General features: G+C 53.1%; 13 protein-coding genes. 1 reads left to right on the top strand and 12 read right to left on the bottom strand.

Annotated features, from left to right (window positions below; all coding sequences use genetic code 11):
* Nucleotides 1-6: 6 nt before the first annotated feature.
* From cheD to motA, 11 genes are all read right to left on the bottom strand, one after another.
* Nucleotides 7-651, bottom strand: a complete 645-nt coding sequence (gene cheD, locus BST95_RS07530; protein WP_229801695.1) for a chemoreceptor glutamine deamidase CheD — start codon at nucleotides 649-651, stop codon at nucleotides 7-9.
* A gap of 2 nt (nucleotides 652-653) precedes the next feature.
* Nucleotides 654-1,505 (bottom strand): CheR family methyltransferase, encoded by an 852-nt coding sequence (locus BST95_RS07525; protein ID WP_084198756.1) that lies wholly within the window; start codon nucleotides 1,503-1,505, stop codon nucleotides 654-656.
* A 63-nt stretch (nucleotides 1,506-1,568) separates the two neighbouring features.
* Complete coding sequence (locus tag BST95_RS07520) at nucleotides 1,569-4,847, bottom strand: methyl-accepting chemotaxis protein (RefSeq protein ID WP_084198755.1); 3,279 nt, start codon at nucleotides 4,845-4,847, stop codon at nucleotides 1,569-1,571.
* On the bottom strand, nucleotides 4,844-5,620 hold the full coding sequence (locus BST95_RS07515) for a ParA family protein (protein ID WP_084198754.1): 777 nt from the start codon (nucleotides 5,618-5,620) through the stop codon (nucleotides 4,844-4,846). Before BST95_RS07515 ends, BST95_RS07520 begins: the two co-directional genes overlap by 4 nt.
* A gap of 9 nt (nucleotides 5,621-5,629) precedes the next feature.
* Nucleotides 5,630-6,130, bottom strand: coding sequence for a chemotaxis protein CheW (locus tag BST95_RS07510; RefSeq protein WP_084198753.1), 501 nt, complete (start codon nucleotides 6,128-6,130; stop codon nucleotides 5,630-5,632).
* 95 nt (nucleotides 6,131-6,225) lie between these two features.
* The gene (locus BST95_RS07505; RefSeq protein ID WP_169843879.1) at nucleotides 6,226-6,588 is read right to left on the bottom strand and encodes a response regulator; all 363 of its coding nucleotides are present in this window, start codon (nucleotides 6,586-6,588) and stop codon (nucleotides 6,226-6,228) included.
* Between the two features lie 24 nt (nucleotides 6,589-6,612).
* A complete protein-coding gene (cheZ, locus tag BST95_RS07500; protein ID WP_084198751.1) occupies nucleotides 6,613-7,332 on the bottom strand; it encodes a protein phosphatase CheZ in 720 nt (239 codons plus the stop codon).
* Nucleotides 7,332-7,718, bottom strand: coding sequence for a chemotaxis response regulator CheY (gene cheY / locus BST95_RS07495; RefSeq protein ID WP_255359757.1), 387 nt, complete (start codon nucleotides 7,716-7,718; stop codon nucleotides 7,332-7,334). The genes cheZ and cheY overlap by 1 nt, the downstream gene beginning before the upstream one ends.
* Nucleotides 7,719-7,843: 125 nt before the next feature.
* Nucleotides 7,844-9,955, bottom strand: coding sequence for a chemotaxis protein CheA (cheA, locus tag BST95_RS07490; protein WP_084198750.1), 2,112 nt, complete (start codon nucleotides 9,953-9,955; stop codon nucleotides 7,844-7,846).
* Complete coding sequence (locus BST95_RS07485) at nucleotides 9,933-10,835, bottom strand: flagellar motor protein MotB (RefSeq protein ID WP_084198749.1); 903 nt, start codon at nucleotides 10,833-10,835, stop codon at nucleotides 9,933-9,935. Before BST95_RS07485 ends, cheA begins: the two co-directional genes overlap by 23 nt.
* Nucleotides 10,832-11,704: a flagellar motor stator protein MotA gene (gene motA / locus BST95_RS07480; protein ID WP_276205922.1), complete on the bottom strand. Its 873-nt coding sequence runs from the start codon at nucleotides 11,702-11,704 to the stop codon at nucleotides 10,832-10,834. The genes BST95_RS07485 and motA overlap by 4 nt, the downstream gene beginning before the upstream one ends.
* A gap of 489 nt (nucleotides 11,705-12,193) precedes the next feature.
* Between motA and BST95_RS07475 the strand changes: the two genes are divergently transcribed.
* Nucleotides 12,194-14,353, top strand: a complete 2,160-nt coding sequence (locus tag BST95_RS07475; RefSeq protein ID WP_169843878.1) for a putative bifunctional diguanylate cyclase/phosphodiesterase — start codon at nucleotides 12,194-12,196, stop codon at nucleotides 14,351-14,353.
* Between the two features lie 3 nt (nucleotides 14,354-14,356).
* Here BST95_RS07475 and flhC read toward each other — a convergent pair whose 3' ends face one another.
* Nucleotides 14,357-14,878 (bottom strand): flagellar transcriptional regulator FlhC, encoded by a 522-nt coding sequence (gene flhC, locus BST95_RS07470; protein WP_066057726.1) that lies wholly within the window; start codon nucleotides 14,876-14,878, stop codon nucleotides 14,357-14,359.
* Between the last annotated feature and the right edge of the window lie 27 nt (nucleotides 14,879-14,905).

The following is a 14,905-nucleotide window of genomic DNA, read 5'->3' as shown; positions in this document are numbered from 1 at the left end:
AGCTTGTCAGAATAGTTCTACGTCACTGCTTATGGGCTGATGCGAGAGATCTTCACGATACTTACTCTCACGCTCGGTGATGGTGTCATTGGTGACTTTGCGCAGTCGTTTCACCATCGCCTTACCTGTCTCAGGGAAAAAGACCACGCGTCGAGGGTAAACGTCTCCAACATCTCTGGAGGTAACCAATAGCCCCTCCTCCGCGACATACTCTTCGACGAAAGCAATGTTTCTCGCGCCAATATCCGTCATCTGATCGAGCACCTGCCCGCCACCAAATAGCTTGACTTCAAGTCTCCGGCGGCGCCCGCCATGCATAATAATCTGATTTATGAGTGTTTCCATGGCGAAACTACCATAGCGCGCCTGGGTGCTGGCACAGTCACCGCCGCTCTTACCCTCGGGGAGCATAAAGTGATTCATTCCGCCGACACCAAAGTCGACGTCGCGCACACAGGCCGAAATACACGACCCTAGAACGGTGGTTATCATCTCGCCTTGGGTGGAGACATAGTACTCACCTGGCAGTATTTTCGCAGCATGGCAGGCGAAGGCCCGATCCCAATAGCGATGAACATGCTCATAGCCATCCAACACATTAGGCTGTTCGCCGCGCATCGCTTGACTGCTATTGCTGAGAATCTGGCTCACCGTCAACCCTTCCGCCGGTAGATAGTTTTGCCGATCAACATGAATCTGTCACTGACCTTGTTCAGGCTTTCGGAATGTCCAATGTAGAGAAATCCCTCGGGCGCGAGTTGGTTACCTATGCGATCGAACAGTTTGACCTGGGTCAGCTTTTCAAAGTAAATGACGACGTTTCGACAGAAAACAATGTCGAAGCTGCTCTTCATGGGCCAGGCCTCGAGGAGATTGAGCGGTAGAAAACTGATCATACTGCGCAACTCATCTCTTATTCTGATTCTGTCCGAACCTGGCGTCGGGTCGCGCTGAGCCCAGCGTTTCAAGCGCTGTGAATCCAGACCTTTGTTAGCAAACTCCGCTTCATAGATCCCTGCCTTCGCTATCTTCAGTACCGCCGTGTCGATGTCGGTGGCAAGTATCTTTACGTCCCAGTCTGCCGGCACTACGTCCGCAACAACCATGGCAATGGAGTAGGCCTCGGCACCAGTAGAGCAACCCGCAGACCATATGCGCAGCTTCCTGCGAGGGTTTTGCATCAACTCAGGAAGCGCTTCGTTCCTTAAATGATCAAAATGATGGGATTCACGAAAGAAACTGGTCAGATTGGTGGTTAGCGAATTTACGAAAAACTCGAACTCTTCACCGCCGGTGTCACGTTCAATCAATTTGCAATAGTCTGAAAAGTTGCGCATACCATGGGCGCGCAATCTCTTTACCAGTCTCCCATACACAAGGTCTTTCTTTACATCGGTGAGTACGATTCCTGCGTGCTCGCCAATGAGTCCGGAGATATACCGAAAATCGCGATCTGTCAGCCGGAATTCAGAAGCGCCATCCCCCTGATTCAACGCCGGGGGCATGGGTAATGACCTTGAAAGTAATCAATCACGCTACCATTCCTCCGCCTCTAATCAGGTATTACTCTAAAACTCTTCCCACTCGTCGCTCTCTGACTTACTCACCTTGCGTCGCGGTGCTGCTGCCCGCGGAGGCCTGCCCTGGCTTTGGGCCCGTCCTCCTCTCGCAGGGGCCGCCGGTGATGAGTCATTTTCGCCGATATTAAAGAACTCCATGAGCTGGATGAGGCCATTGGACTGCTCGTCCATTGATTCACTTGCAGCAGCTGCTTCCTCGACCATTGCGGCGTTTTTCTGGGTGACCTCATCCAACTGTGAAACTGCTGTGTTCACCTGGTCGATGCCAAGTGATTGCTCCTGCGCCGCAGCTGCAATCTCAGCGATGATGTCACTCACCTTTTTGACAGCAGTGACAATCTCGGTGAGCGTATTACCGGATTCACCTACCAGTCTTGAACCATCGTCTACTTTGGCAACGCTATCTTTAATCAATGCTTTAATTTCCTTGGCTGCTTCAGCACTGCGCTGCGCAAGATTACGCACCTCTGCTGCAACGACGGCGAAACCTCTACCCTGCTCGCCGGCACGTGCCGCCTCAACAGCCGCGTTCAGCGCCAGGAGGTTGGTCTGGAACGCAATCTCATCGATCACGGAAATAATCTCTGCAATCTGATTGGAAGACTTATTGATTTCACTCATCGCATCCACGGCACGGCTGACTACCTGGCCACCGGTTTCCGCCTGCTCACGCGCGCTGGCTGCAAGCTGGTTGGCCTGACGGGCATTGTCCGCGCTCGATTTAACCGCCGCTGTCATCTCTTCCATACTGGACGCAGTTTCCTCAAGCGAAGAAGCCTGACTTTCAGTGCGCTGCAGGAGATCCGAATTACCTTCAGAAATCTCGGAGGAAGAGCTTGAGATATTCGTAGAACTGGTCAGAATCTGGTTGACCATGTCGCGTAGCACGTCGACAGTGCCATTTACGTCTTCCTTGAACTTAGCAAACAAGCCGTCGTACTGACCGTTCATACCGCAGGTGAGATCCCCCTGGGACAGGCTGGCAAGCACTTCGGACAAGTCTTTGAGGCCGACCATAATACCGTTAATGGTCGTACCCAGATCCCGATAAAAGCCCTGGTACCTCTCGACGTCCATGGAGATAGAGAAGTCGCCTTCTGACGCAGCAGACACCAGCGCACTCAGCTCTGTCTCAGCATTGTGCTGCTCAGTCATATCGACCCACTCGACGATATTTCCGAGATATTCGCCGTTCGCTCCCTCGATCATGGTGGCATTGACCTGGAACACCAGATCCAGCACATGAATCTTCGCGCTGGCCGGCAACATGTTCTTATCTTGCAAGAGGCGGCGCTGGTGGGCTGGATTCTTGTGGAACTGATCGATGCTCTCGCCAATGAGCTTGCTGGCATCAAAGCCAGGGAACACCTCACGCATCTCGCTGGAGCGATTTTGGAACATGTCCATTACTGCGGGGTTGCAGTAGATAATGTCGAGATTCTCGTCACAGAGCATCAGACGGGTTGTGGCTCCGGCAATGGCTGACTGCAGGCGTGCATTCTCCATTTCCTTCTTGCGCAACTCCGTCACATCCGCCCATTCGAGTGTATTGCCCAAATAGTTCCCATCGCCATCAACGATGGCCGTGACATTCAACGAGAACTTAAGGTGTCCGACTTCAATATCAGTCCGCCAGGGTAAGTTGGACGGATCGCTGAGGATATTTCGCTGATGCTCGGGTTTTTTGTGGAAGCCATCAATACATGCCCCTATTAGTTTGTCGGGGTTGAATCCGGGATATATTGAACTCAACGTTTCCTGATTATTACGCAGAAGCTGCAGCGTGGCATCATTAGCATAAGTGACGATGAAATCTCTATCAATCATCATGATTGCCGTCATTGCGCCATCAATCGATGAATTAAGCCGCGCAGTTTGAAGTTCCTGCTGTCGCAAGGTAGTGACATCGGACCATTCAAGTGTGTTTCCGAGATAATTACCCTGCGCATCAACAATGGCAGTTACGTTCAGGGAGAACTTGAGGTCAGCCACCTCAATGTCTGTGCGCCAAGGTAGGTTAGCCGGATCAGACAATATGTTTCTCTGGTGCTCGGGATTCTTGTGGAAGCCATCGATACAAGAACCGATAAGCTTATCCGGGTTGAATCCAGGATAGATCGAGCTAAGCGTTGCCTGATTGTCGCGCAACAACTGTAGAGTGGCTTCGTTGGCATAGGTAACAGTAAAGTCGCGATCGATCATCATAATCGCTGTCATAGCGCCGTCGATTGACGAATTCAACCGGGCGGTTTGCAATTCCTTCTCGCGCAGGGCCGTGACATCCGACCACTCCAGGTTGTTACCCAAATAGTCTCCCCGTTCATCGACAATTGCAGTCACATTTAGGGCAAACTTCAAAGGACCAATACTGATGTCAGTGCGCCATGGCAGGTTCGCCGGGTCCGCCAACAACGCTCGCTGATGCTCAGGACGCTTGTGGAAGCTGTCGATGCATGTACCAATCAGCGCGTCCGGACTAAAGCCGGGATACACGCTCGCCAACGTATCGCAATGTTTGGACAGCAGATCCAGGGTCGCCTGGTTTGCATAGGTCACTACAAAGTCACGGTCGACCATCATGATCGCCGTCATCGCACCATCGACGGCTGACCGCATACGGCTCAGTTCTTCCGCTGTGTGTTCATACTCTTCTGGTACCGCCAGCGCCGCTACACTACTTGAAGCCATGTCTTCATCCTTCTCAGATTCGTAGCCCACCAGCATCATCTGCGCAACAGACGATAAGGTAAACTTCCACGCGTGGTTAATATCTTTATTCCATTCTTCGCCAGAAACGTCAGCCAGAACCTCGACCAGCGTTTCCGCAACTGCACCGTAATGTTCGACCTCCGCCCCATACTCCTGGTGCCGAGACCCCATCTCCGCAAGGATCGGCGCCAATTTCTCGGGATTGCGCAGACTCGCTACCATGGTACTAAGGGCAGCGAGCAGTTTCGTTTTTTGCTCCTGTTGATCTACACCTTCAAACAAAAGTTCAACTTGGGGGTAGCGATCAAACAGACGCTCATAAAAGATACTTACAATCTCTTCGCCCCGCGACGCCACCTGTTTAAAGCTCGCCTCAACCAGAGCTGCTGGATCGGGCACTGATGGCTGCTGGGTTACTGATGTCGACAAGCGTTTCGCCGCAGGTTTCTTCCGCGAATCACCGCGGCCGACAGGTTTTCTTCCACCGCCCTGCTTGGCTGATTTCTGCAGCCACTCCAGCGGATCGTCACCTACTTTCTTAGTACTGCTCCTACTCATGCCGTCTTCCTCGTCTCCTGCCCGGTTTCTATCAGTTCGCGAGCCAGGGCGGCATACTCGCTCGCAGAACGAGAGGTGCCCTTGTACTCAAAGATCGACTGGCCAAAACTGGGACTTTCAGTAAGTGCTACAGACTCAGTTATCACGCTGTGCAACAGTTGGTCTGGAAAATATTCACGAAGCTTGTCATACACTTCTCGAGCATGATTTCTTCGCGTGTCAAATCGGGTAACGACTATCCATTTGGTTAGCGTCCTGTCTATCTCCGCCTCAATATTCTCGAGCAGCTCAAGCAGGCTGGAGAGTCCCACCATTGCCAGGTAATCTCCCGGCACCGGTATGAGTATTTCAGTCGCCGCGACGATGCCGCTTCTGCCGAGAAAGCCGGAGGAAGGAGGACAATCGATCATGACAATATCGTAGGTGTCTGCATCGTTAAGCCGCTCACCGAGAAGCCCTGTATCTCCACTTAATCCTGCGTCCAGCCCCTCAAAGTCTGCCAGTCGAGATCCTGCACCGAGCAACGCCAAACCGTCTCGGCTTTGGATGACTAAATCGTGAAGGGGCAAATCATCCGCCAGCAACGCATCGACACCTGCAGGCGCCGCATCGTTACCGAGTGTTGTGGAGAGATGCCCCTGTGGATCGAGGTCCACCGCCAGCACGTTCCGACCGATGCGGTGTCCGACCATAGCGAACGCATGGGCGAGGTTGGCACAGGTGGTTGTCTTACCTACGCCCCCCTTCTGATTAATGACGGCTATTCGACGCATTGCTCCCGCTTACTCCAGGCTCGCTTTTACGTCGACGTTAAGGAATGCATCGACGTCGAGCACGATGATCATCTTGTCTTCAACTGAGGCCAGCGACTTGACGAACTTGTCCTCCAGGCGGCTGCCAAATTCCGGGGGTAACTGGCACTGGCTGTCGCCCAAGGTGTACACCTCAGATACTGCATCAACAACAAGTCCCATGACCCTGTCTTCCTCGCCATTCTCTACCCTGACGACAATCACTACGGTGGTCGATCCATACTCAAGTGGTTCGAGACTGAAGCGCTCGCGCAGGTCTATGATCGGGACTATTGTGCCGCGCAGATTGATCACACCTTTAAGATACTCAGGCGAATTGGGCAATGGTGTAACCTTCGACCAGCCACGGATTTCCTGAACACGTAATATTTCAACTCCATATTCCTCGTTGGCAAGAATGAACGTCAGATACTGTCCATTGTCGCCCGGTACACCAACGATATCGTCTTGAATCGCAGCTGCATTATTCATAACTGTACTCCGGTATCTCTAGCGGGTGACCAACGGGCAAAAAGCCTATCGGCCAATGCGCGAATGTCTTCATCTTCGGCATCGTCTGCTTTCTATCAGTGCAACACCTTCTGCACTACGCCTTGCAAAATCTCGGGGTCGAAGGGTTTGGCAATCCAACCATTGACACCGTTCGCCTTGCCCCGTTGCTTTACTGCCATACTTGAATCGGTACTCAATACCAGAATGGGTGTGTCGCGATAACCGGGTATTGTTCTGATCTCACGCGCCAACTCGATACCATCAAGCCCACACATGTAGAGATCGGTTAGCACAAGCTCCGGAGCAAAACTCTCGATCCGACTGAGCGCCTGCTCAGCGGATTCCGCCTGCGATATTTCATGCCCCGCCTCTCGTAGCACGTGCACCACCATGTGACGCAATGTCGCCGAATCATCTACAACCATGATTTTTGCCATGGGCATTTCCTCAGTGGGCAACCTTCATAAACCGAGTTGATCCAGGAGGTCATCTACCTGATCCTGGCCACTGACTACTTCATCGCCAGCGGGATCTATCTGAGGCCCGTTCAGCAGCGAGCCATCTTTTGATTCCGAATCCGCTTCCTGGAATTGAGAGTAGATGCGACGCCGTACCTCGTCCCGATCCTGCTCGGGGTAAAGTCCATCAACCAGCAGATCGAGCAGCTGATGTTCCACATCGATCACCACTTCCATGAGTTTCTTAATGACCTGGCCGGTTAGGTCCTGAAAGTCTTGCGCCATGGTAATTTCCAGCAGTTCCTTGTTGGTCTCGCGGGTCTGCTCAGGTATGTCTTCGAGGAACACCCGGGTTTCAAGGACCAGTGACTTGACCTCTTCATACTCTATCTGGGTGGCGCTCCAATGCGCCCAACGCTCTGCCAGGTCACGCGACTGTTGATTCAATCCATCCTGTATGGGCTGGGCTCTGTCCACGGCATTCAAAGCGCGCTCTGCCGCTTGTTCTGTCATGGTCGAAATATAGGTGAGGCGATCCCGCGCATCCGGGATCATTTCAGCTGCCCTCTCGACAGCACGATCAAGGCCCATCGCCTTCATGCTTTCGCGCAGAGAGCGCACCACCGTGCCAATGCGGCCGAGCATTTCGTCGGACTCAGTAGCCTCAAGTATCAACGTTTGTTGTGGCTCCGGCGCAGAGATATTGGCCTGACTGTTCTCCATCAGACTGCCATCTTCTCGAAAATTTTATTCAACTTGCCTTCCAAAGTCGCAGCCGTGAAGGGCTTAACCACATAGCCGCTTGCACCGGCCTGAGCTGCAGCAATAATGTTCTCTTTTTTCGCCTCAGCGGTCACCATGAGCACCGGCAGCTCTTTCATCGCGTCATCGGAGCGAATCTGCTTGAGCATTTCCAGGCCATCAAGGTTCGGCATATTCCAATCAGAGACTACAAAGTCGAATCCCCCTGCACGAAGCTTGTTTAACCCTTCACGTCCATCCTCTGCCTCTTCCACGTTATTGAACCCGAGCTCCTTCAGCAGGCTGCGCACGATGCGGCGCATGGTAGGAAAGTCGTCCACAACCAGTATGCTGATATCTTTGTTCACCAGATTCCTCCGTCAAGATGGCACGCCGGCTTCTGCACGGCGCAGCGAATAAACTAACAGGCCCCCTACGAGCCGAATGCTTGAATAGCGCTACAAAAAACTGGCATTTACAACCCTAGCTTGCACTAATCGTCGGCAGGCAAAGCCTGTTGTTCTGTGGAGTCAGCTGGGTTAACTTTTTTGGTTGCAGTGCGTTGCGTGCTGAGCCGCGATTCCTGGCCTAGCCTGTACAGATCACCAATATCCAGAATCAGTGCCACGCTACCGTCACCGAGGATGGTGGCCGCTGAAACACCCTCCACCCTTCCATAATTATCTTCGAGATTTTTGACGACGACCTGTTGCTGACCTATCAGTTCATCAACCAGTAGCACATACTTCAACGAGCCCGCCTGTAGCATGACTGCAGTTTTGCGCTCGTCGCTGTCTCGCTCCTCGCGCGTATCCTGCAAACCCATCGCATCATAGATAGCCACCACGGGATAGTATTCCTCTCGCACACGCAGCATGGGTATGTTGCCTGGCAAGGAGGATAGGTTCTCATCCTGCAACTGAAGCGATTCGATAATGGAGCTCACTGGCAGAATATAGATTTCGCTACCACCACGCACCAACATGCCGTCAAGAATCGCCAACGTCAGCGGCAGGACAATTCGCGTGGTTGTACCCTTGCCTCGCTCAGACTCGATCTCTACATAACCTCCCATGGACTGAATGTTGCGTTTCACTACATCCATACCCACACCGCGGCCGGAAATATCACTGACTTCGGCTGCAGTAGAGAAACCCGGGGTGAATACCAATTGCCACACATCCTGATCGGAGGGATTTTCAGCCAGTCCGATACCCCTCTCCTTGGCCTTCGCCAAAATTTTGTCGCGATCTAGGCCCAACCCGTCATCTCGAACCTCGATCACTATGTTCCCGCCTTCATGTTGCGCAGAGAGCACTAGGCGACCCTCTCTGGACTTGCCAGCCGCCTCTCTCACTTCCGGCAGCTCTATACCGTGGTCGAGGCTATTGCGCACCAGGTGTGTCAGTGGATCTATAATGCGTTCTGTCAGGCCCTTGTCGAGTTCGGTCGACTCACCTTCCGTTACCAGATTGATCTCTTTGCCGAGTTTGCCTGCAAAATCGCGAACCAGCCTCGGAAAACGACTGAATACGTAGTCCATGGGCAGCATACGAATCGACATCACCGCTTCCTGAAGATCACGGGCATTGCGTTGCAATAAGTTGATGCCATTGAGCAGTTCACTATTGGTGACGCCCTCAAGACTATTAGCAGTTTCGTTCAACATCGATTGTGTAATGATCAGTTCACCCACCAGGTTGATCACCTGATCTAACTTGTCGACGGCTACCCTGATCGTCGTCGACTCGCTGGAAGAGCGCTTAGCCTGCTTTTCGCTGTTCGCGCTATCTTGTGCATCGACATTCGAATCAACCTGTGCGTGATCTGCCTTGGGCCCCGCGATTGGTACATCTGCACTGCCATTTGCATCGGAGGTTGCTTGCACAATAATGGTTAACTGCTCCGGCTCAATCACGAAATTGAGCACCGCCGCGAGATCTTCGCAGAGTTCGTTGGTCGACACGATAATGTCGTAAAGCTCAGCGTCGCCTGATTGACTAAGCACGTCGCCCAGATTGCCAAGCTCCTCAATTATCAGTGCCCTATCACACTCATTCACGGAGTTCAGCTGCACCAGCAACACCTGTGCGGGTGAGCGACTGGACGGCAACTCTGCTTCGTTGAAAAGTTCGAAATCGCTACTATTTTCGCCAGCAGTCGAGGGATTAGGGTTTGCTGAACCACCCTGAACTGCAGATATCGGGCCAAAGTCAGTTCTGTTTTCCTCTGCTACTCTCTGGAGGGCGCGACAAAGTGCATCGAAGTTCGCCTGGTCAGGTGCGGTGCCATTCTTGTAGGCGTCCAATTGATCTTTCAGCATGTCTCTGGCTTCCAAAATTTGGTCTACGATAACCCGGGTCAGAATCAACTTCCCATTACGAGCATCATCCAGTAGGTTTTCCAGTATGTGTGTGGTCTCCTGCACAACCGTAAAGCCAAATGTACCCGCACCGCCCTTAATCGAATGAGCCGCTCGAAACACCGCATTGAGAGTTTCAGAATCTGGATGTTCGAGATCCAGGTTCAGTAGACAACATTCAATTTCCGACAGGAGTTCGTCGGCCTCATCAAAAAAATGTTTACTGAATTCGCTTAGATCCATGGTGATCTGCCTCTACCTCAGGTCGCGTGGCATCCGAAGTGCCAGTGAATAGGTCTTCTGGTGTCTTGGAGTCTATAAGCGCCGTTCGACCGACATCATCCAACAAGAGAATCTCGATGCGCCGGTTCATCGGGCTATCAATGGGCTGGTCCTTGATCGGTAACATGTTGGCAACTCCCGATACTCGTATCACTTTTCCCGGGGCCAGACCCGCTGAAACTAATTGACGCCTGGAAGCATTCGCCCGTGCGCTGGAGAGCTCCCAATTGCTGTACCCAGCCTGCTGGCCCGGGTAGGTGAGAGAGTCAGTGTGCCCGGTAATGCTGATGGCTTGCGGGAATTTGTTCAGCACCGGGGCGAGTGCCGCTAGCAGCTCGCGCATCTCCAGTTCCAACTCACCGCTACCTAGCTGAAACATCGTTTCACGGGTAGAGTCCGATAACTCCACCTTCATTCCCTCGGCCACGGCGGCCACTCGCAGCTGCGACTTCAAACGCTGCAACTTTGGATTGGCAGTCATCACTTTGTCTAACTCCCAGCGCAAAGTCTCGACATCGTGCTCTGCAGCTGCCGGGGCTGGTCGCTGCTGTGCAGCTGGAAGCACGACCCCCTGTGACCCTGGCAACAGCCCCTCTCCATTTACCTGGCTCGATGCTTTGATTGCCAATTGGGCTTTGGGGCGAATGTTCAGTGGTGAGTTGAAGTAATCCGAGACCTGCTGGCGTTGCGTGTCACTGGCTCCAGAGAGTATCCACAGCACCAGAAAGAGGGCCATAAGGGCCGTCATGAGATCTGCCAGGGCAATCTTCCATCCACCCACCTGGTGATTATCACGCGCTCGCTGCCGACGCAGGACAAACGGTGCCGAGGCCGCACTCATATGACATGCTGCCCACGAACATGGGCTTCCAGTTCAAGAAACGTGGGCCGCTCAGTGCTAAATAGCGCTTTGCGACCAAACTCCACTGCTATACGAGGCGCATAACCATGAATATTCGCGAGCAGACATACACGTATGCACTGCAAAACCTTGACCACCTCCGCGCCCTGACGCTCGAGACGGCTGCCCAGCGGCGCAATGAAACCATAACCGATGAATAGACCGAGAAAGGTCCCTACCAGCGCGTGGGCAATCATCGAGCCCAACTGATCGGGGCCGGCTGAGGCCCAACTAAGAGCATGCACCACACCTAGTACAGCAGCTACAATGCCAAAGGCGGGCATGGCGTCGGCAGTTCTGTGCAGCGACCTGACAGGTACTTCATACTCAAGCTCGAAAACTTCTATCTCATGCAGCATGAGCTCGTCCAATTCAACGGGGCCAACGCTCCCTGTGGCTGTTAGCCGCAGATAGTCGGCGATGAAATCAGTAATCAGTCTGTCGGCCGATGCCACGGGATGCGCAGCAAAAAGAGCGCTGTTCGAGGGATCCTCAATGTCACTTTCAATCGCCAGCGCACCTTCCCGTCGAGCCTTGGTCAGCAATTCGTAGAGCAGCCCCATCAAATCCATATACAGCGCTCGACCATATCCAGAAGCCGGCCGCAGTCGCTTGAACGCTCGCACGGTAGTGCGCATCGACTGACTGTTATTGGACGCGACAAAAGCACCCAGCGCTGCACCAGCAATCATCAGTATCTCCGCTGGCTGAAACAAAGGTCCCAGCCGTCCTCCAGCCAGTAAAACCCCCCGAATACCGAGACGACAACGATTAAAAAACCAATGGCTATCAGCAAGGTAAGTCCTCATTCCCTGGGCCAGCTACACCGGAAGTGTATCGGCACCTTAGAGCTGAGCTTTACCGCACCGCAGCATCGCTATCGAATGCGCAGTGATCGTAAGCAAGATTCAGCATCAACTATGTTGCAATTAGGCGACAATATCGCGCCTATTTTTCCTGTTAGGGGCCGGAACTACCAGTAGGGGAAACAGTGATTGAGAATCACCACGAGTTAAAGATGGCAGTGATGCCCGCCGATTATCTCTATAGGCAGACAGACAATAGAGAGCATAGCGGTGAGCCAGTCAAGTTCTGATAAAGGGCCGAAAAGCCGACCCACAGCGCAGCAAATAGCCCGGCTGAATCATGGGGTTAGCGGCAGTCTTAGAGTATCACTCGCCGCCCTGCTACTGATGATTGGTGGATTTAGTGCCATATACCTGGCGACCTCAGGTCTTATCAATTCACCGGCCATCAGCCTGCCTGTTCTGGCGATTCTGCTGCTTGGCGCTACCCTGTTGGGCAATTCGTTGCCGGTAATCCTGCCACTGGATGGCCATCCGGGCGACGCATCTACCACCACGAAAGCAGCACTGCTCGATGACCCTTGCCTGAAAACTGCAGGAATTGGCGTGATCTTCTATGATAGCGATGTCGATGGCTTCATGGTAAATAGCCTGGCTCGTCAGCACCTCGGAGTCACCCGGACAGGGTGGATTTCGCCAAGCATACTCGCCAACAACCTGGAACAATCCAATACCACGTCACTCTGGACGACAATCCAACGTGCTGTGAAAGAACCGCTGCTAGAGCCCCAGGAATTCGTTATATGCTGTGGAGACGGCCACGAGAAATATATTCAGATCGAACCTGCGGAATCCAATCGCGAGGGTTTGGAACTACTGAGAATAATGACCAGAGACATAACCCACCTCCATCACTTAAAGCGGAAGATCCAGTTTGCAGAGACAATGTGGGACAAGCATCACGACGCACTGGTCCTTCTGGATGAGCAATTTACCATTATAGACGTGAATCCTGCCTTTCTCTCGCTCATTGGTAGCAGCCGTGCCAGCGCACTCGGTCAGCCCATACAGCGATTTCGCGCAGATCCAGAAGACCGAAAATGTGCCGCAAGTATTCGCAGCGCGCTGCGGCGCAAAGACAATTGGTACGGCCGCACCTGGAACCGCACGCGTGAAGGTGAAGTATTCCTCGCAGAGGAAAGAATCGTTAAGTTTGAGCCGGACGTTGGTAAAAACGCACGGTACATCGCGTTACTCTCCGATCTTGCATGTCGCGCCCCAGAAGCCGCGGCGATCGACCGCGAATCTGATACAGATTCCCTCACCGGACTGGGTAACCGCGAGGGCATTCTTGCCCATCTACGCTCTAACCTCGCGCGCGCCAACGTGTTCAACCGTCACCTAGCAGTTTGCTACATCGACCTGGATTGCTACCAGGGTGTCCACGAACGATTCGGCAAGACCATTAGCGACGAACTACTGATCGCAGTGGCCAACCGGCTTCGCTCACAGTCGCGAACGATTGACTACATAGCGAGGCTTGGTGGGGATGAATTCGCCCTTGTACTAGCTGGCGTCGAAAGCCCGGAAATGGTCATGGCCTACGGTAAACGCCTGCTGATGTCGATTCGCGGCACCTATCAGCTAAGCAATCGACATAAAATCTACCTCACAGCCAGCATCGGCGCTTCGTTCTACCCTTCCGCCGACGTCAGCGGCGAGGTACTGGTGCGGCACGCTCACCAAGCTATGTACCAAGCCAAAGACAAGGGGCGCGATCGCATCGAATTGTTCGATGCGGAGCGCCACCGCATCGAGGATGGTAATCGACGCCGATTGGAGCGTCTTAGATACGCACTAGAAAACAATGAGCTATGTATTCACCTACAACCACTCGTCAATATGCGAAGCGGCCAGGTGCTAGGCGCGGAGGCACTGCTGCGATGGGAGCATCCTGAGGACGGTCTGGTTTTCCCGGATCAGTTCCTGCCCCTGGTCAGTGGCACAGATCAAGCTATTGAAGTAGATCGATGGGTCATGGAAGCGGTCATGCTACAGATTGAGCGATTCTCCCGGCATGGCTATCCATTGCAGATCAGCGTCAATATCGATGCAGGCTACATTCAGAGTGATCACTTTGTGAGCGATCTGGAAGCGCTTCTGGCGCGTCACCCTAGGGTCAGCCCCGCTTTGCTCGAAATAGAGATTCTGGAATCAGCAGCTCTGACGGATATAGAAAGAGCCTGTAGTATCGTGCGCGAAGTTCAGAATATGGGTATTACTGTCGCTCTGGATGACTTCGGCACCGGCTACTCTTCACTAACCTATCTGAAGCGCATTCCGGCAGATACACTTAAGATAGACAAGTCGTTTATCATCGACATCCTGTCATCGACGGAGAGCCGGCATCTCGTAAAGGCAATAATCAGTATGGCGTGCAAGCTGCATCACACTGTTGTCGCAGAGGGTGTCGAAACTGACGAACACGCCAAGATGCTTCTCGACATGGGCTGCGAGCTCGGTCAGGGCTACGGCATTCAAAAACCGATTGCGGCAGATAGCCTGCTGGAATGGTTGAGGGCATTCGAACAACCGCTGCTACAGCAAGAATCGAGCAACGTCTATTGGCTCGACCAGGCCGGACAAAAATAGCGGTCAGGAACGATCCAGCGTTTTACCGGCGCGGGATGGCGGCTGGCATATACCACAGACAAATCCGGTATGCAGATCCTGGGGGTGTCGCACAAAATCCACACCACACTTCTCACAGCAGCAGGTGTCCAGCACGCCACTTTCGCAGAAGCGCAGCAAAGTCCAGGCCCGCGTTAGTGTAAGCACTGGTTCCATCTCATCTAGTAAGAGCTGCTCTTTGTAGAGCGAGTAGGCGCCAATAAAGTTATTGATGCGCTCGCTACCGGGCCCCTGCGACAGCGCCCGGTAAATATTGTAGAACAGTGATGAATGGATATTCGGCATCCAAGTCAGGAACCAATCGATGGAGTAAGGCAGCATCCCACGCGGCGGTGACTCACCCCTGACTTCTTTATATAACTTAAGCAGTCTACCGCGACTCAGATCAGTTTCCACCTCCAAAACCTGCAGGCGCGCCCCCAATTCAATGAGGTCAATACAGAGCTGAACCTGCCGTGACTCCTCGACAATATTACGAGTCGTCATTGCATCGCTCCGTAATGATTGAAACCC

Source organism: Halioglobus japonicus (assembly GCF_001983995.1).
GTDB lineage: Bacteria > Pseudomonadota > Gammaproteobacteria > Pseudomonadales > Halieaceae > Halioglobus > Halioglobus japonicus.
The sequence above is the reverse complement of the archived record's forward strand: the minus strand, read 5'-3'. Positions and strand labels throughout refer to the sequence as shown.

Coding starts and splice junctions, on each gene's coding strand:
- motA (WP_276205922.1), bottom strand. CDS start 11,704: ATGAGGACTTACCTTGCTGATAGCCATTGGTTTTTTAATCGTTGTCGT.
- cheA (WP_084198750.1), bottom strand. CDS start 9,955: ATGGATCTAAGCGAATTCAGTAAACATTTTTTTGATGAGGCCGACGAA.
- BST95_RS07485 (WP_084198749.1), bottom strand. CDS start 10,835: ATGAGTGCGGCCTCGGCACCGTTTGTCCTGCGTCGGCAGCGAGCGCGT.
- flhC (WP_066057726.1), bottom strand. CDS start 14,878: ATGACGACTCGTAATATTGTCGAGGAGTCACGGCAGGTTCAGCTCTGT.
- BST95_RS07505 (WP_169843879.1), bottom strand. CDS start 6,588: ATGGCAAAAATCATGGTTGTAGATGATTCGGCGACATTGCGTCACATG.
- cheZ (WP_084198751.1), bottom strand. CDS start 7,332: ATGGAGAACAGTCAGGCCAATATCTCTGCGCCGGAGCCACAACAAACG.
- BST95_RS07515 (WP_084198754.1), bottom strand. CDS start 5,620: ATGCGTCGAATAGCCGTCATTAATCAGAAGGGGGGCGTAGGTAAGACA.
- BST95_RS07525 (WP_084198756.1), bottom strand. CDS start 1,505: ATGCCCCCGGCGTTGAATCAGGGGGATGGCGCTTCTGAATTCCGGCTG.
- BST95_RS07510 (WP_084198753.1), bottom strand. CDS start 6,130: ATGAATAATGCAGCTGCGATTCAAGACGATATCGTTGGTGTACCGGGC.
- BST95_RS07520 (WP_084198755.1), bottom strand. CDS start 4,847: ATGAGTAGGAGCAGTACTAAGAAAGTAGGTGACGATCCGCTGGAGTGG.